This is a genomic window from Pseudomonas sp. SZ40 (assembly GCF_052958135.1).
In genome coordinates this window covers 1-16,544 of record NZ_JBQWIF010000041.1, presented here as the reverse complement: position 1 = coordinate 16,544, position 16,544 = coordinate 1, and the positions used below count along the sequence as shown (strand labels likewise).

Annotated in this window: 15 protein-coding genes; 13 read left to right on the top strand and 2 right to left on the bottom strand. The window is 55.4% G+C overall.

The window, feature by feature from the left end:
* The first annotated feature begins 33 nt into the window (after nt 1–33).
* The 13 genes from ACT9T4_RS22845 (at nt 34) to ACT9T4_RS22785 (ending at nt 14,389) form a co-directional block, all read left to right on the top strand.
* Nucleotides 34–1,254 (top strand): hypothetical protein, encoded by a 1,221-nt coding sequence (locus ACT9T4_RS22845; protein WP_179538456.1) that lies wholly within the window; start codon nt 34–36, stop codon nt 1,252–1,254.
* A gap of 46 nt (nt 1,255–1,300) precedes the next feature.
* A complete protein-coding gene (locus ACT9T4_RS22840) occupies nt 1,301–2,581 on the top strand; it encodes a glycosyltransferase (RefSeq protein ID WP_179538455.1) in 1,281 nt (426 codons plus the stop codon).
* A 4-nt stretch (nt 2,582–2,585) separates the two neighbouring features.
* Nucleotides 2,586–3,734: an N-acetyl sugar amidotransferase gene (locus tag ACT9T4_RS22835; protein ID WP_179538454.1), complete on the top strand. Its 1,149-nt coding sequence runs from the start codon at nt 2,586–2,588 to the stop codon at nt 3,732–3,734.
* Nucleotides 3,731–4,345, top strand: a complete 615-nt coding sequence (hisH, locus tag ACT9T4_RS22830) for an imidazole glycerol phosphate synthase subunit HisH (protein ID WP_042553999.1) — start codon at nt 3,731–3,733, stop codon at nt 4,343–4,345. Before ACT9T4_RS22835 ends, hisH begins: the two co-directional genes overlap by 4 nt.
* Nucleotide 4,346: 1 nt before the next feature.
* On the top strand, nt 4,347–5,132 hold the full coding sequence (locus tag ACT9T4_RS22825; RefSeq protein ID WP_042554000.1) for an AglZ/HisF2 family acetamidino modification protein: 786 nt from the start codon (nt 4,347–4,349) through the stop codon (nt 5,130–5,132).
* 31 nt (nt 5,133–5,163) lie between these two features.
* Nucleotides 5,164–6,198 (top strand): polysaccharide biosynthesis protein, encoded by a 1,035-nt coding sequence (locus tag ACT9T4_RS22820; RefSeq protein WP_042554001.1) that lies wholly within the window; start codon nt 5,164–5,166, stop codon nt 6,196–6,198.
* Between the two features lie 2 nt (nt 6,199–6,200).
* Nucleotides 6,201–7,304 carry a UDP-2-acetamido-2,6-beta-L-arabino-hexul-4-ose reductase gene (wbjC, locus tag ACT9T4_RS22815; RefSeq protein ID WP_179538452.1) on the top strand — a complete coding sequence of 368 codons (1,104 nt, stop codon included), beginning with the start codon at nt 6,201–6,203 and terminating at the stop codon, nt 7,302–7,304.
* Complete coding sequence (wecB, locus tag ACT9T4_RS22810; protein ID WP_042554003.1) at nt 7,301–8,434, top strand: non-hydrolyzing UDP-N-acetylglucosamine 2-epimerase; 1,134 nt, start codon at nt 7,301–7,303, stop codon at nt 8,432–8,434. Before wbjC ends, wecB begins: the two co-directional genes overlap by 4 nt.
* A 5-nt stretch (nt 8,435–8,439) precedes the next feature.
* Nucleotides 8,440–9,696, top strand: coding sequence for a glycosyltransferase family 4 protein (locus ACT9T4_RS22805; RefSeq protein ID WP_042554004.1), 1,257 nt, complete (start codon nt 8,440–8,442; stop codon nt 9,694–9,696).
* Nucleotides 9,693–10,646, top strand: a complete 954-nt coding sequence (locus tag ACT9T4_RS22800) for a UDP-glucose 4-epimerase family protein (protein ID WP_042554005.1) — start codon at nt 9,693–9,695, stop codon at nt 10,644–10,646. The genes ACT9T4_RS22805 and ACT9T4_RS22800 overlap by 4 nt, the downstream gene beginning before the upstream one ends.
* A gap of 49 nt (nt 10,647–10,695) precedes the next feature.
* Entirely contained in the window at nt 10,696–11,706 is a 1,011-nt protein-coding gene (locus tag ACT9T4_RS22795; protein WP_373565150.1) for an MraY family glycosyltransferase, read from the top strand.
* Nucleotides 11,703–12,281 carry an acetyltransferase gene (locus ACT9T4_RS22790; protein WP_042554007.1) on the top strand — a complete coding sequence of 193 codons (579 nt, stop codon included), beginning with the start codon at nt 11,703–11,705 and terminating at the stop codon, nt 12,279–12,281. The genes ACT9T4_RS22795 and ACT9T4_RS22790 overlap by 4 nt, the downstream gene beginning before the upstream one ends.
* Nucleotides 12,282–12,373: 92 nt before the next feature.
* Nucleotides 12,374–14,389, top strand: coding sequence for a polysaccharide biosynthesis protein (locus ACT9T4_RS22785; RefSeq protein ID WP_042554008.1), 2,016 nt, complete (start codon nt 12,374–12,376; stop codon nt 14,387–14,389).
* Nucleotides 14,390–14,573: 184 nt separating this feature from the next.
* Here the strand turns inward: ACT9T4_RS22785 and ACT9T4_RS22780 are convergent, their stop codons facing one another.
* Nucleotides 14,574–14,849, bottom strand: coding sequence for a hypothetical protein (locus tag ACT9T4_RS22780; protein ID WP_042554009.1), 276 nt, complete (start codon nt 14,847–14,849; stop codon nt 14,574–14,576).
* 314 nt (nt 14,850–15,163) lie between these two features.
* Nucleotides 15,164–15,556 carry a VOC family protein gene (locus ACT9T4_RS22775; protein ID WP_042554010.1) on the bottom strand — a complete coding sequence of 131 codons (393 nt, stop codon included), beginning with the start codon at nt 15,554–15,556 and terminating at the stop codon, nt 15,164–15,166.
* Nucleotides 15,557–16,544: the final 988 nt, after the last annotated feature.

Sequence of the window (16,544 nt, the reverse complement as noted above, 5' to 3'; positions counted from 1 at the left end):
TGACTTCTGCCTCTGCCTCTTAGAGATATAGATATGTTGATTTTAAAAAATCTAGCTGAGAGGCTTTTCTTTCCTGGGTTTGGTTTTTTTGTTTTTGTTTTGTTTATTGGTGTTACTTATTGCATCATCCCGTTTTTTCTTTTCATGTTTTTCTCAGTGGATGAGTTTTTTATAAAACTATCGGGGCTGACTTTTTTCTCCATTATCATACTAATAGTTGGGTATTTCACTCCATTAATTGATGGTCAGTTCTCTGAAGGTGCGCGTCGAATAGTTATTAGTAGCTCTTTTTTTAATTCTGTGGTGTGGGCGTTTTTTTTAGTTTTTGCTGCCTACACGTTTTATACTGCTCAATCTATACCGCTATATAGTGCGTTGTTGGGCGCCAGTGCAGATGCTTTAAGCCAGGAAAGAGGGGATTTTTTCAAAGGACGTACAGGTGCGGAATCAATGCTGTTGTACTTGAGTACAATTTTTACAACAGTGCTTATTCCTTATAGTTTAGTTCTAATGTATAGGGACAATAATAGATATAGGCATTTTTTGTTTTTGATGTCCTTTGCATTTTGCGTCAGTTTTTTGCAGAAAGCTCTTTTTCTCAATATTTTTTTGCCTGTCTTAGTTTGCTTTGCAATAACGGGTCGACTTTCACTTCGTATGTTTTTAGGTTGCTTGTTTGGTATACCTCTTATTTTGGTAGCTGCTGTTTTTCTTTCGCTCGGGGACGCGTCAACCGCTTTAGTGAGTGAGGGTGTAAAGCTGGATTATTATTTTTCTTCTAAGTATCTGCCGGTTGGTGGCATGGATTATTTGTTTTGGCGCATATTTGCAGTGCCGCTTTTTACGGCTACTGATACTTTGTTGGTGCATTCCGAGATTTTCAAAGGAGAATTTCTGATGGGGGCTACCAGTACCCTCCTGTCACTAATTTCAGGTATGGATAGGATTAATATAGAACGATATGTTTTTCAGCACCAGTTTGGAAGTTGGAATGAGATTGCGAACGCTAATGCTGTTTTTGTATCTGACGCCTATGTTAATTTTGGCTGGGTTGGCATTTTTTGCTTTTCCTTTCTTATCGGTCAGGTTTTCAGATGGTTCAGGCTGTCAAGTGATATCGCCTTCAAGTCGCTATGGCCCGTGTTTGCTTTGACACTATATTCTGCTTCTTTGATTGGAATGCTTATGAGTAATGGCTTTCTATACATACTGTTCCATGCGCTGTTTCTCCGGATTTATTGTGCCCCAAGATAAAGGCTGCATGATTCGCCGCTTATATAGATATTTCTGAGGTTATTTTATGAATGTTGTTTTTATCGTGCACTATTTTCCACCTGTAAATAGCTCAGGGGCTAAGCGTGTTGAGGCGATTTCTAAGTATCTCGCTTCGGATGGTAACTCTGTTACAGTTATTACAACTAAAAAAACTGCTTCTGACGGTAGATTTACGGAGGTTTATCCTAAAGGGGTCAATGTCATCGAGCTGGATGGTTTTGGTAGAAAAAAAGTATCAAGCGCGACTGATGGTGTTTTTGAGCCGATGTATACAAAAGCACCGTCCTTAAAGCGGCGAATCAAAGATTTTGTCCTAAAGATACTAGGCCAGATACCTGACCCCCGCTTACCCTTCGCGCTCGCTTTCCTGAAGCCATCATTAAGTCCTGAAGTGAAGCTTGCATTGGAGTCTGCAGACGTTGTAATCGGGTCTGCTCCGCCGTGGCCCATGATTCTCGCAGCTGTAATATGCAAAAAAAGATTCGGTGTTCCCTGTATTCTAGATTATAGGGATCACTTCAGTGAGTGCCATGAGATGCCTGGTGGGGCTTTTGCAAAGTGGTTGGAGTTAAGATTTGATAAGTGGCTGGTTAGGAACTCTGATCATGTTGTTGCGATTTCTGAACCGATGAGCTCCTATTATCGCGGTATGACTCCTGAAGTCACCACGATAATGAACGGCTACGATCATGAGGTTTTGGATGCTGCTCGTAGTAAAGTTACGTCGTTTGATTCGGATTTAACCGTCATTCGCTATATGGGAATTGTATCGCCTGGACGAGTGCCGCATAACGTTATGAAAGCGCTTGTGCGCCTGCGTGAGGTCAATCTACCCGCCTTTGAGAAACTCAGGTTTGAGTTTTATGGCGGTGCTGATTTGATCAAGGCTGCTCTGTCAAGTAGTTATCCAAGCATTCAAGGAGCATTTTCATTCTACGATGCAGTCCCGTACATAGAGTCTCTGAAGCTTGTAGTTGCAGCGGATTACTTGCTGTTTTCTGAGACATCTTCGCAGGGCACACTCAGTGCTCAGGGTATTTTGACCACTAAACTATTCGAGTATCTTGGTTCCGGTCGTCCTATCGTTGCGGATATATCTTCTCAAACTCTTGCTGGCTCATTTTTGGTTAGTGCTAGCGAGTCTCATGTAGTTGGAATTCATTCCGATGTATTTTTGAATGCCTTCCTTGATGAGGACTTCTATGTGAGGAAAGATAGCTTCGTCTCGGATTTCGCGAAAGGTCTTTCAAGGCGAGCTCAAGCTAATCAATATGCTGAAGTAATTCAGTTAGTGAAAAAAGGCTAATTATATGTCGACCAATCAATCGTCACGTGCAATCTGCCGTAATTGCATAATGGACACTAGTGATCCACGTATCTCTTTTGACCCTGAAGGGGTATGCGAATACTGCAATAATTTCAAAGCTGAAATTGCACCTAACTGGCACCCCGATGCACGCGGGGAGGCCGAGCTTGCAAATCTCGCGGCAAAGATAAAGAAACAAGGTGAAGGTAAGGATTTCGATTGTATCATTGGGCTGAGTGGCGGCCTCGATAGCTCGTATGCGGCTTACATCGCCAAAGAGAAAATGGGATTGCGGCCATTGCTATTCCATGTGGATGCAGGCTGGAATACTGACCAAGCGGTTGGCAATATCGAAAAACTGGTGGATGGGCTTGGTCTGGATCTCTACACCGAAGTCATCAACTGGGAGGAGATGAAGGATCTGCAGGTGGCATTCCTGCGTTCGCAGATTGCAGACCAGGATCTACCCCAGGATGCCGCCTTTTTTTCCGGCCTGTATAAGTTCGCACGCAAGCATGGCATCAAGTACGTATTGACCGGTGGTAACTATTCGACCGAGTGCTGCCGCGAGCCTGAAGAGTGGGGCGGCTATCCGGGCATCGACAAGACGTTGTTCGCGGACATCCACAAGCGCTTCGGCAAGCGTCCGCTCAAGACCTTCCCGCTGGTCGATATCATGACCTACAAGATCCTCTATCAGCGAGTGCTGGGCATGGAGATCGTCAAGCCGCTGAATCTGGTGCCGTACGTCAAGAAAGAGGCTGAAGCCGAGCTCGAACGCCGTTTCGGTTGGCAGAAGTTCCAGCACAAGCACCACGAGTCCCGCTTCACGCGCTTCTACGAAGACTACTGGATGCCGCGCAAATTCGGTTATGAGAAGCGCCGCGCGCATTTCTCCAGCCTGATCATGACCGGGCAAATGACTCGTGACCAAGCTCTGGAGCGTATTGCCAAGCCGGAGATGGATGAGCAGTTCCTGAAAACTGAATTCGAGTTCGTGGCCAACAAATTGGGGCTGTCGGTCGCGGAATTGCAGGCGATTTTCGAGGGAGAAAACAAAACGTATAAGGATTACAAGAACAAGCGCTTTCTAATCGGTATCGGTTCGCGTGTAATGAGCGCCCTCGGATTGGAGAGAAGGCTTTTCAGATGATCACCATCATCGACTACGGTCTGGGTAATATTCAGGCCTTCGTAAACGTCTACAAGCGACTGCATATACCGGTCACGGTAGCGACCAATGCTGATCAGCTGACCGGTGCCAGCAAGCTGATCCTGCCCGGCGTGGGCGCATTTGACCATGCGATGCAGCGCCTGAACGCGTCAGGCATGCGGCAGACGCTCGATGACATGATTCTTGGCCAGGGCATTCCTGTGCTAGGCATTTGCGTAGGCATGCAAATGCTCGCCGAATCCAGTGACGAGGGTGTGCTACCTGGTTTGGGCTGGATCCCGGGTCGAGTGCGCAACTTCCATTCGGTACCTGAATCGAGCGAGCTGGCATTGCCCCACATGGGCTGGAATGATGTACAGCCTGCTCCTGGCAGCCCTCTGTTCAAGGGCCAACAGGAAAGCTGGTTGTTCTATTTCCTTCACTCGTACTTTTTCGAGTGCACTGAGCCTGCGCATATCGCTGCGACTGCGACTTATGGTGCCAGTTTCAGTTGTTCCGTTGCCTCGAACAACGTGTATGGGGTGCAGTTCCATCCCGAGAAGAGCCACCACTGCGGTGTCGACTTGCTGAAGAACTTCGCGGAATTGTGAAATGTTGAGACCACGTATCATCCCTTGCTTGTTGATCCAGGATAGCGGTCTGGTCAAGACCGTGCGATTCAAGGATCCCAAATACGTCGGCGATCCGATCAATGCCGTGAAGATCTTCAATGAGAAGGAAGCGGACGAACTCATCGTCATCGATATCGATGCCAGTGCCCATGATCGTGAGCCGGACTATCAGCAGATCGCCCACCTTGCGTCGGAGTGCAGAATGCCGCTTTGCTACGGTGGCGGCGTGCGCACTGCCGAGCAGGCCAAGCGCATCATTGCGCTAGGTGTCGAGAAGGTAGCCATCAGCTCCGCTGCGCTGGCCAACCCCGGCCTGATCAGTGAAATCGCCGCTGAGATCGGTCGCCAAAGTGTTGTCGTGGTGCTTGATCACAAGCAGCGGTTGCTGGGCAAGACCCAGGACGTCTGGACGCACAATGGCACTCGCAACACAAAACGCAGCGTCGTCGATGTGGCCTTGGAGATGGAAAAGCTCGGGGCGGGCGAAATCGTCATCAACTCCATCGATAACGATGGAAAGATGAAAGGCTATGACTTAGCGCTGGCTGCTCACTTGCGTGAGGTGCTGACCGTGCCACTCACGGTGCTGGGCGGGGGAGGTAGCCTCGACGATATGCACAAGGTGGTCGCTGTCTGCGGGGTTGTGGGCGTCGCTGCAGGTAGTTTTTTCGTGTTCAAAGGCCCTTATCGTGCGGTGCTGATCAGCTACCCCACCGCACAGCAGAAACGTGACTCTATTTATTCAGCCCTGCAAGGCCGCCGCTAGGCTGCTTCGCATTCAGATCTCAGGATTGCATATGTTCAATGGAAAGAAACTGCTCATTTCCGGTGGTACGGGCTCCTTCGGTAATGCCGTGCTCAAGCGCTTTCTCGACACCGACATCGCTGAAATTCGCATTTTCAGCCGGGATGAGAAGAAGCAGGACGACATGCGTAAGCATTACTCCAGCCCGAAACTGAAGTTTTATATCGGTGACGTACGCGATTATCAAAGCGTGTTGAATGCAACCCGTGGTGTCGATTACATCTTCCACGCGGCTGCCCTCAAGCAAGTTCCGTCTTGCGAGTTCCACCCGATGGAAGCTGTAAAGACCAACGTGCTGGGTACCGAGAATCTGCTCGAAGCTGCCATCCAGAATGGCGTCAAGCGCGTGGTCTGCCTGAGTACCGACAAGGCTGTCTATCCAATCAACGCCATGGGTATTTCCAAGGCCATGATGGAAAAGGTCATGGTTGCCAAATCGCGTAACCTGGATGAAACCAGCACCGTCATCTGCGGTACCCGTTACGGTAACGTCATGGCATCACGTGGCTCGGTGATCCCGCTGTTCGTCGATCAGATCCGCGCGGGTAAGCCGCTGTCTATCACCGATCCGAACATGACCCGTTTCATGATGACACTCGCTGATGCGGTCGATCTGGTTCTGTACGCGTTCGAGCATGGCCGCAATGGTGATCTGTTCGTACAGAAAGCACCGGCTGCAACGGTTGAGGTGCTCGCGCAAGCGCTGACCTCGCTGCTGGGCAAGCCCGACCATCCCATCCAGGTCATCGGCACTCGCCATGGCGAGAAGCTTTACGAAGCGCTGCTGAGTCGCGAGGAGATGGCCTGCGCCGAAGATCGCGGTGAGTACTACCGTGTGCCGCCGGATCTGCGTGATCTCAACTACAGCAAGTTCGTCGAGCAAGGTGAAGAGCGCATCTCCCACACGGAAGATTACAACTCGCACAACACAGAACGTCTGGACGTGCCGGGCATGCAGGAGCTGTTGCTCAAGTTGAATTTCATGCGTGCCATTCAGCGCGGCGAAGACGCGGCGCCCGAGGAGTGAGCATGAAAGTTCTGATCACCGGTGCTAATGGTTTCGTTGGCAAGAATCTGATCGTTCATCTCAAGGAGCGCCAGGATGTCGAGATTCTCACTTTTGGCCGTTCTGACGACCTGAGCACGCTCGGTGAGCGTATTGCCCAGGCAGACTTCGTCTTCCACTTGGCAGGCGTGAATCGGCCTCAGGATCCTGCCGAGTTCAGAGAGGGCAACACCGAGCTTACCGTTGAGCTTTGCAAGGCGATTGAAGCCAGCGGCCGGCAGATTCCGGTTGTATATACCTCGTCGAGCCAGGCCTCGCTGGACAACCCTTACGGAGTCAGCAAGCGTGGAGCTGAAGAGGCCTTGCATGCACTTGCACAGCAGCACGGCAGCGCTGTGCATCTTCTGCGCTTGCCGAATGTATTTGGTAAATGGGCCAAGCCGAACTACAACTCGGCGGTGGCCACGTTCTGCCATAACATTGCCCGTGATCTGCCTATCCAGATCAACGACCCCGCAGCCGTCATCACTCTGGTGTATATCGACGACGTCATTGCCCACTTCCTTGCGTTAATGTCGGGAGAAACCAAAGGCGTTGACGTTGAACCGCAATACCGGGTCAGTGTTGGCGAGATCGCTGATCGTTTGCGTGGTTTCAAGGAAAGTCGCAATACCCTGATTACGGATCGGGTAGGTGAAGGCTTCGTGCGTGCCCTTTACTCGACGTATTTGAGTTACCTGCCTCCAGAGCGATTCACCTACGAAGTTCCCAAGTATGGTGATCCGCGTGGTGTGTTCGTCGAGATGCTGAAAACCCCCGACAGTGGGCAATTCTCATTCTTCACGGCTCACCCCGGCATCACGCGCGGCGGTCATTATCACCACACCAAGACCGAGAAGTTCCTGGTCATCAAGGGCCGCGCCCGTTTTGGTTTCCGGCATATAGTTTCCGGCGAGCTCCATGAACTCATTACGGAAGGCGACAAGCCGGAGATCGTTGAAACCGTGCCCGGCTGGACACACGACATTACCAATGTTGGTGATGACGAGATGATCGTGATGCTCTGGGCGAATGAGATCTTCGACCGCGCTCACCCTGATACCTACGCCTGCCAGGTGAAACCATGAAAAAGCTGAAAGTTGCCACGGTCGTTGGCACCCGTCCCGAAATCATCCGCCTGGCCCGAGTGATGGCCAAGCTGGACGAGCATTGCGATCATGTGTTGATCCATACCGGTCAGAATTACGATTACGAGCTCAACGAGATTTTCTTCGACGACCTGGGTATTCGCCGGCCTGACCATTTTCTCAACGCCGCGGGCGCCACGGGCGCAGAAACCATCGGCAATGTGATCATCGCGGTCGATAAGGTGTTGGCTGAAGTCCAACCGGATGCGTTGCTGGTGTTGGGTGATACCAATAGCTGCATGGCGGTGATTCCAGCCAAGCGACGCAAGATCCCCACCTTCCATATGGAAGCAGGCAACCGCTGTTTCGATATGCGTGTGCCGGAAGAGATCAACCGCCGGATCGTCGATCACACGGCGGATATCAACCTGACCTATAGCACCATTGCCCGCGACTACCTGCTGCGTGAAGGGTTATCACCGGATATGGTGATCAAGACCGGCAGCCCGATGTTCGAAGTGTTGACCTACTATCGTGAAGGCATTGACGCCTCCGACGTCCTTCAGCGTCTTGGATTGGAGGAGGGCAAGTTCTTCGTCGTCAGCGCGCACCGTGAAGAGAACATCGACTCGGAAAAGAACTTCCGCAAACTGGCCGAGACCTTGAACCAGGTCGCTGCGCATTACGGCATGCCGGTCATCGTTTCTACCCACCCCCGCACCCAGAAACGCGTGGATGCATTGGGCGTGACCTTCCATCCCAATGTGCGGCTGCTCAAACCGCTGGGGTTCAAGGATTACAACAAGCTGCAGGCCTGCGCCAAAGCTGTGTTGTCCGACAGCGGCACCATTTCGGAAGAGTCCTCGATTCTGAACTTCCCTGCGCTGAACATTCGTGAGGCCCATGAGCGTCCCGAGGGGATGGAAGAAGCCTCGGTGATGATGGTGGGGCTAGAGGTAGAGCGAGTGATGCAGGCGCTTCAGGTACTCGAGTCCCAGGGCCGCGGTGACGAACGCAGCCTGCGCTTGGTTGCCGATTACAGCATGCCCAATGTAGCGGACAAAGTCGTACGGATCGTTCATAGCTATCGCGACTACGTGATGCGCACGGTATGGAAACGGAACGACTGACGCGCATGCGAGAGGGAAAACTGAGGATATTGATCGTCAGCCAGTATTTCTGGCCCGAGAACATGCGCGTCAATGACATGGCCGAAGAGCTGGTGCGTAGAGGGCATGAGGTTACCGTGCTCACGGCATTGCCGAATTACCCTGAGGGTCAGGTATTCGAGGCTTATCGCGAGGCGCCGGAGCAATTCGCCAGTTATCGCGGCGCGGAGGTGGTGCGCGTACCGTTCATCCCGCGCGGCAAGCGCAGCCTCACCCTTATTCTCAACTACCTGTCGTTCGTAGTCAGTGGTTCGTTGCTGGGCAGTTGGAAGCTGCGGGGCCGAGAATTCGATGGGGTTTTCGTCTATGCAGTCTCGCCGATCATGTCGGCCATTCCGGCTCTGGTGATCGGCAGGCTGAAAAAGGCACCAGTCAGCGTGTGGGTGCTGGATTTGTGGCCGGAGACCCTGCGCGCGGTCGGTGTAGTCCATGATGACCGGGCCCTCGCATTAGTGGGCAAGATGGTTTCCTGGATCTACAACCGTACCGATTACCTGCTGCTTCAATCACGCGCTTTCCTGGATAGCGTGCGTTCTTACTGTACCCGGCCTATCGATGACGAGCGGCTGGTGTATTTCCCCAGTTGGGCAGAAGACGGGTTCAACGAGCTACCTGAAGGGGCATCGCCTTTGCTGGCGCGCTCTCCGGACGAATTCACCATTCTGTTCGCCGGCAATCTGGGCGAAGCGCAGGATTTTCCCGCGATTCTCGATGTGGCTCAGGCCCTGCGAGACACCGTCAAGGTCCGCTGGGTGCTGGTAGGGGACGGCCGCATGAGCGATTGGCTGCAGCGTGAGGTCGCGCAACGCAACCTCGACAACGTGCTTTTGCTTGGTCGCCACCCGCTGGATGCCATGCCGGGGCTTTTCGCCACGGCGGATGCGCTACTGGTTTCGCTGAAGACCAACGAGGTATTCGCCAAGACCATTCCGGGCAAGGTTCAGGCTTATCTGGCGTCAGGCAAGCCTGTGCTCGGGATGATTGGTGGCGAGGCCGCACGTGTCATCGAGGAGTCGGGAGCAGGGCTCGCCTGCGCTTCTGGCGATCAGGAGGGCCTGTCTCTCATCGTGCAACGCATGGCGGCTATGACCTCGCAGGAGCGCGTTGCTATGGGGGAAGCAGGTAAGCGCTATTACGATGATCAGTTCTCCAAGGAAAAGATCTTCTCTAATCTGGAGCGCCTGTTCCGGCAGGGAACGCGCAGGGATCGAAAGCAATCATGAAACGAATAATGGTTACAGGTGGCAGTGGTTTTGTCGGCCGCACACTGCTCGAACGTTTGCATCAGGAAGGCCACGAGTTGATTGCCCCCTCGCGCTCCCCCTTGACCCAGGCACCAGTGAGCGTCGTTAACCCGCTGGTAGGTGGGCTGGCGGCAGATGTGGACTGGACCACCTCGCTCGAGGGCGTTTCGGTCGTCATCCACAGCGCAGCTCGCGTTCACGTCATGAACGATACGGCCGCCGATCCTCTGGTGGAATTTCGCAAGGCCAACGTTGACGGCACCCTGAGCCTTGCCAGGCAGGCGGCCGCAGCTGGCGTGCAGCGCTTCGTGTTCATCAGTTCGATCAAGGTCAATGGCGAGGGCACCCAGCCAGGGCATGCTTATCGGGCAGACGATACGCCCGCCCCCCAGGACCCTTATGGCGTATCCAAGATGGAGGCCGAGCAGGGCCTGCGCTCACTGGCGAACGAGACCGGCATGCAGGTGGTGATCATCAGGCCCGTGCTCGTTTACGGCCCGGGCGTGAAAGCCAACTTCCGCAGCATGATGAGCTGGTTGCGCAAAGGCATACCACTGCCGCTTGGCGCTACAGGAAACAAGCGCAGTCTGGTTGCAGTGGACAACCTCGTGGATCTGATAGCCACTTGTATCGATCACCCGGCGGCGGCCAACCAGACATTTCTGGTCAGTGACGGTGAGGACCTATCCACGACTCAATTGCTGCAGCGCATGGGTAACGCGCTTGGGCGACCCGCAAGATTGCTCCCGGTGCCAGCCACTCTGCTGCAAGCCGGTGCGGCAATGCTTGGCCGACGCGCCATCGCTCAGCGGCTATGTGGTTCCTTGCAGGTGGACATCGCTAAAACCCGAGAACTGCTGGGGTGGACGCCGGCCGTGAGCGTCGATGACGCATTGCGCAAAACGGCACTTGCCTTCGACGCTGGCTGAACAGCAATGCCTGCCGTGAGCGGCGGGGGTTAGGAGAGATTAATTGTTGATCACTGTTTTGCTGGTAGTCGCCAGCACGTCCTGTCTACTGACCTGGTTGTTGAGGCGCTACGCCCTGGCTAGCAGCCTGATGGATATCCCCAATGCACGCAGCTCACACTCGGTGCCTACACCTCGCGGTGGCGGTGTGGCCATCGTGGTGTGCTTCATCCTTGCCGTGTTCGGCCTAGCGTTACTTGGTCGAGTCGACAGTGCTACAGCCTTTGCATTGGGCGGGGCAGGCGGGCTGGTGGCTGTGGTTGGCTTTCTTGACGATCACGGGCACATCGCGGCTCGCTGGCGGCTGCTCGGCCATTTTGCGGCCGCTACCTGGGCGCTTTTCTGGCTGGGTGGCCTGCCGGCAATCAGTTTGTTTGGCTCCGTGGTCGATCTAGGCTGGTTCGGCCATGTGCTGGCAGCCATCTATCTGGTCTGGTTGCTCAACCTGTACAACTTCATGGACGGCATTGACGGTATCGCCAGTGTGGAGGCCATCTGCGTTTGTATTGGAGGAGCCTTGCTATACGTCTGGCTCGGAAATGCCGATGGCTCACTGATTATCGTCTTGTCGCTGGCAGCCGCCGTGCTCGGCTTTCTGATCTGGAATTTCCCTCCGGCTCGTATTTTCATGGGCGATGCGGGCAGTGGCTTTCTGGGCATTACGCTCGGTGTTCTGTCCTTGCAGGCTGCTGCTGCGTTTCCTCAGTTGCTGTGGGCCTGGCTGATATTGCTCGGCGTGTTTGTCGTCGACGCGACCTTCACCCTGCTGCGTCGGCTAGTACGTGGCGATCGGGTTTACGAGGCCCACAGAAGTCATGCTTATCAGTACGCCTCGCGTCATTACGGTCGCCATTTGCCTGTCACCTTGGCGGTGACCGCGATCAACCTGTTATGGCTATTGCCCATCGCACTGTGGGTCGGGTTGGGTGGCGTGGACGGAACTATTGGATTGGTGATGGCCTATCTTCCGCTGGTCTTCCTGGCCATCAAGTTCAACGCCGGGTCTTTGGAGCCTAAATGATCGACAACACATTGCTGATACTGGGAGCCGGGGGGCATGGCAGGGCCGTTGCCGAGGCGGCTTTGGCATCCGGCCAGTGGCAGTCGGTTCGTTTTCTGGACGATCGCTGGCCGGGCTTGAGCGAGCTTTATGGGATACCGCTTGTCGGCAAGCCTGATGATCTCAGCGCTCATGCTGGCTCTGGCAATGCAGCGATTGCCGCCGTTGGCAACAATGCCCTGCGTGAACGGTGGAGTCAGCTGATCGAGTCTGCTGGGCTGTCGTTGGCGACCGTCGTCCATCCAAGGGCCTTCGTCAGCGACGATGCCGAGGTGGGGCGCGGCGTTGCCGTAATGGCGATGGCGATGGTTGGCGTAGGTGCCATCCTGGGGCAGGGTGCTATCGTGAACGCGAATGCCACCGTTGACCATGATGCGGTGCTGGGCGCTTACGCCCACCTCGGTGTCGGCGTACAGCTTGCCGGAGGTGTAAAGGTCGGTGCCAGAGCCTGGCTGCAGGCCGGCTGCTGCGCTGGCTATCATGTAGTGGTCGAGGAGGGTGCGGTGCATGCACCCGGAACGGCCTTGAAGTGTTGAATCGTTACCGTGAGATGGTTTAGAACCATTCATGCTTGTGCTGCTGGGTGTGAACCTGGCACTGGCTCGCTATAGGGATATGAGGTGTCGTTGTGTTGAGGTTTGCTGAGCTGCTACGTACTCGCCTGGTACGGCTGCGCCGTCGTCAGAAGCGCCTGATTCAGGTCGCCATCGACGTGATGTTGGTGTGGGCTGCACTGTGGTTGGCTTTTGTCGTTCGCCTCGGGGATTTCGAAGAGGTCTATCCGCTGGACGGGCACCTATGGCTCTTCGCGCTAGCACCTCTCATCTCCATTCCAATGTTCATCCGTTTCGGTATGTACCGGGCCGTGATGCGGTACTTCGGTACCGAAGCACTCATTGCCATCGCCAAGGCCGTGTCGCTATCCGCCTTGATTCTGGCGCTGGCCATTTACTGGCATCAGGATGCACGCGCAGTAATCCCACGTTCCATGGTGTTCAACTACTGGTGGCTGAGCATCATGCTCATCGGTGGGCTGCGTTTGGGGATGCGGCAGTTCTTCATGGGCCACTGGTTCGCCGCCGATCAGCCGTTCAAATTGAGTAGTCGCGATGCCGGGTTGCCGCCTGTCGCCATCTACGGTGCAGGCTCGGCGGGTAATCAGCTGGCCGCCTCCTTGCGGCTGGGCCGCTCGATGAGGCCGGTCGCGTTCATCGATGACGACTCGAACATTTCCAATCGAATCATTGCCGGTCTGCGTGTCTATTCGCCCAAGCATATTCAGCAGATGATCGATGAAACGGGCGCCGTCGAGATATTGCTCGCGCTGCCATCCGTTTCTCGTACTCGACGCCGCTCGGTATTGCAGCTACTCGAACAGTACCCGCTACACGTACGTTCGGTCCCGGGCTTTATGGATCTGGCCAGCGGTCGTGTGAAGGTCGAGGATGTTCAGGAGGTCGACATTGCCGATCTGCTTGGGCGGGACGCCGTTCCCCCACAGCGCGAGTTGTTCGAACGATGCATACGCGATCAGGTGGTCATGGTCACCGGGGCGGGTGGCTCGATTGGCTCCGAGTTGTGTCGGCAGATCCTTGGCTCCGGGCCAAGAACGTTGCTGCTGCTCGAGCATGGCGAATTCAATCTTTACTCCATCCACAGTGAGCTGGAGCAGCGGATTCGCCGCGAGTCTTTGCCCGTTCGCTTGGTGCCCATTCTCGGTTCGGTTCGTAACCAGAATCGCCAGGTCGAGCTGATGCGCGCCTGGGATGTCAATACGGTTTATCACGCAGCAGCCTACAAGCACGTGCCAATGGTTGAGCACAATGTCGCCGAAGGCGTTTTGAACAACGTGTTTGGTTCGATGTGCACGGCCCAGGCTGCGTTACGCGCAGGCGTCGAACATTTTGTGCTGATCTCGACCGACAAGGCAGTTCGCCCCACCAACGTAATGGGCAGCACCAAACGTCTCGCGGAAATGGTGCTGCAGGCCCTGAGCGAAGAAACGGCGCCGGTATTGTTCGGTGATAAAGAAGGGCTGCATCAGGTCAACAAAACCCGTTTCACCATGGTGCGTTTTGGCAACGTGCTGGGTTCATCGGGTTCTGTGATCCCACGCTTCTACGAACAGATCCGCAAGGGCGGACCGGTTACCGTCACTCATCCGAACATCACCCGCTACTTCATGACGATTCCCGAGGCCGCGCAACTGGTGATCCAGGCTGGCTCCATGGGGCAGGGTGGAGACGTATTCGTACTGGACATGGGGCAACCCGTGAAGATCGCCGAGCTGGCCGAAAAGATGATTCATCTCACAGGCCTCAGCGTGGCTTCTGATCACAACCCCAGCGGCGATATCGCCATCGAGTTCACGGGGCTGCGTCCTGGTGAGAAGTTGTATGAGGAGCTGCTGATCGGCGACAACGTGAGCCCTACCGATCACCCGATGATCATGCGCGCCAACGAAGAGCACCTGCCTTGGGAAACGTTCAAGATCGTCATGGCGGATTTGCTCAAGGCCGTGGAGCAGGACGATTACGATCGCGTGCGGCAATTGCTGCGTGACACTGTCTGCGGCTACACCCCTGAGGGCGAGATCGTCGACTGGATGCATGTGCGTCGTGCAGCCAAGAAGCCACTGGTTTAACGCGCTTCTACTGCCGCGGAAAGACGATCCCCATCGTTGCGCTAGCTTGCAACGATGGGGATCGTTGTTTTAGTGCTTGGGCTTCAGCCCTGTAGCCTGGCGTGCAGCGGTTGGTTTGCGGTGCACTAGCTCTAAGGCCATGCCATGTTTCAGCCCTCTGGCAAGCAGAGTGGTGACGGTCCGACTACTCACCTCGAGCTCCTCCCTGAACCTGTGATATCGCTCGCCGGTACAACACCACCAATTCATTCAGCAGTGCATTGGCTGCCAGCGAAGCCGCGAGTATTCGCAGGTAATCGGTTTCCAACTGCTCCTGAATGACGAGATCATCCAGCAGCTCTCTCAGCATATCGGCACGCAGTTCGGCATCCGCCTGGGCGGGGCAGGCCTTGTAGCTGGTGACGCGGGCTGGGCTCGGGCGTGACGGGAAGGGCAGTACGCGGCCTGGTGAATCAGCCATGGTGCACCTCCTGGGGGGAGGTCATTGGCGTAGTTTTGCGGGGTGGGTGGTGCTCTGAACTGAAAGTGAGGTAGCGCATTGTCCTTATGCTCCTTGAACGATTGAGTGCCAGACAAGCCGAGGCCTGCCTTGAACGGCGTGCCCAAAAATGCGGTAGCACGGCAATCGATACCGGCTAGGCAATTGGACGCACCGCGTCTCGAACATTCAGGTTGCTACACCCGGTCACGGGATAGACCGTGACGGGCGCACTCTAGCTCGCGGGGTAGGTGATGGCAACCTTTGCAGCCGCCAGATAGAGGGGGCGGCAACGCTCAGCTGCCGATCGGTGAGCAGAGTTCGATCAGCGTGCCGTCCGGGGCGCGGATATAGGCGACGGTTTGGCCCCAGGGTTTTTGAGTGGGGGCGCTGAGTTCCGTCGCACCTGCGGCGATCGCTTGTTGGTGTGCACCGGCTACGTCTTCCGTAACCAGCCCGATTTCCATGCCCAGCGGCTGGATGGACGTGTCGGCTCGCACGTGTCCACCCGGGAAGTTCATATCGCCGAGTTCGTGTGCGGCGAAGGCAAGCGTGGTGGCACCGGTGTCCAACTCGCCGTAGGTACCGGACTCGTGCAGAAAACGTTGTTCCAGGCCGAATGCCTGTTTGAAGAAGGCCAGCGAGGCCGCGACGTCCGGCACGTAGATGATGGTGTATCCCAGCTTCATGGTGAGCTCCTTGCCGTTGGAAACGTGGTGGGCAGGTTACCGTGTTTAGCTGCTGGCGTAAGGGGTGGTGGTTTCGGAGAGGCTGACCTCGCTCCGTTACGACGTGTCGGCTGAACGTGTATCGCTGGCAAGCTAGCTCCTACATGGGCTCAGCCATCAACGCGATCGCGTAGGTGCCGGCTTGCCGGCGATGCGGTGGTGGGTGTATTGCGCCATTCGCGCCAGCTACGCCACCCGACCCCGACGCGAAAGCGGCCAGACTGCAAAAATAGCGAATGGCCGCCAATCGCTGGCAAGCCAGCTCCTACATGGGCTTAGCTATCAACGCGATCGCGTAGGAGCCGGCTTGCCGGCGATGCGATGGTGAGTCTGTTGCGCCATTCGCGCCGGCTACGCCACTCGGCGCCGACGCGAGGGCGGCCAGACTGCAAGAATAGCGAATGGCCAACAATCGCTGGCAAGCCAGCTCCTACATGGGCTCAGCTATCAACGCGATCGCGTAGGAGCCGGCTTGCCGGCGATGCGGTGGTGGATGTATTGCGCCATTCGCGCCGGCTACGCCACTCGGCGCCGACGCGAGGGCGGCCAGACTGCAAGAATGGCGAATGGCCGCCAATCGCTGGCAAGCCAGCTCCTACATGAGCTCAGCTATCAACGTGATCGCGTAGGAGCCGGCTTGCCGGCAATGCGGTGGTGAGTCTGTTGCGCCATTCGCGCCAGCTACGCCACTCCGCGCCGACGCGAGGGCGGCCAGACTGCAAGAATAGCGAATGGCCAACAATCGCTGGCAAGCCAGCTCCTAAATGGGCTCAGCTATCAACGCGATCGCGTAGGAGCCGGCTTGCCGGCGATGCGGTGGTGGATGTATTGCGCCATTCCCGCCGGCTACGCCACTCGGCGCCGACGCGAGAGCGGCCAGACTGCAAGAATAGCGAATGGCCGCCAATCGCTGGCAAGCCAGCTCCTACATGGGCTCAGCTATCAACGC

Excerpts from the sequence above, each read along its gene's own strand:
- ACT9T4_RS22845 (WP_179538456.1), top strand. The coding sequence starts at position 34 with ATGTTGATTTTAAAAAATCTAGCTGAGAGGCTTTTCTTTCCTGGGTTT.
- ACT9T4_RS22840 (WP_179538455.1), top strand. The coding sequence starts at position 1,301 with ATGAATGTTGTTTTTATCGTGCACTATTTTCCACCTGTAAATAGCTCA.
- ACT9T4_RS22835 (WP_179538454.1), top strand. The coding sequence starts at position 2,586 with ATGTCGACCAATCAATCGTCACGTGCAATCTGCCGTAATTGCATAATG.
- hisH (WP_042553999.1), top strand. The coding sequence starts at position 3,731 with ATGATCACCATCATCGACTACGGTCTGGGTAATATTCAGGCCTTCGTA.
- ACT9T4_RS22825 (WP_042554000.1), top strand. The coding sequence starts at position 4,347 with ATGTTGAGACCACGTATCATCCCTTGCTTGTTGATCCAGGATAGCGGT.
- ACT9T4_RS22820 (WP_042554001.1), top strand. The coding sequence starts at position 5,164 with ATGTTCAATGGAAAGAAACTGCTCATTTCCGGTGGTACGGGCTCCTTC.
- wbjC (WP_179538452.1), top strand. The coding sequence starts at position 6,201 with ATGAAAGTTCTGATCACCGGTGCTAATGGTTTCGTTGGCAAGAATCTG.
- wecB (WP_042554003.1), top strand. The coding sequence starts at position 7,301 with ATGAAAAAGCTGAAAGTTGCCACGGTCGTTGGCACCCGTCCCGAAATC.
- ACT9T4_RS22805 (WP_042554004.1), top strand. The coding sequence starts at position 8,440 with ATGCGAGAGGGAAAACTGAGGATATTGATCGTCAGCCAGTATTTCTGG.
- ACT9T4_RS22800 (WP_042554005.1), top strand. The coding sequence starts at position 9,693 with ATGAAACGAATAATGGTTACAGGTGGCAGTGGTTTTGTCGGCCGCACA.
- ACT9T4_RS22790 (WP_042554007.1), top strand. The coding sequence starts at position 11,703 with ATGATCGACAACACATTGCTGATACTGGGAGCCGGGGGGCATGGCAGG.
- ACT9T4_RS22780 (WP_042554009.1), bottom strand. The coding sequence starts at position 14,849 with ATGGCTGATTCACCAGGCCGCGTACTGCCCTTCCCGTCACGCCCGAGC.
- ACT9T4_RS22775 (WP_042554010.1), bottom strand. The coding sequence starts at position 15,556 with ATGAAGCTGGGATACACCATCATCTACGTGCCGGACGTCGCGGCCTCG.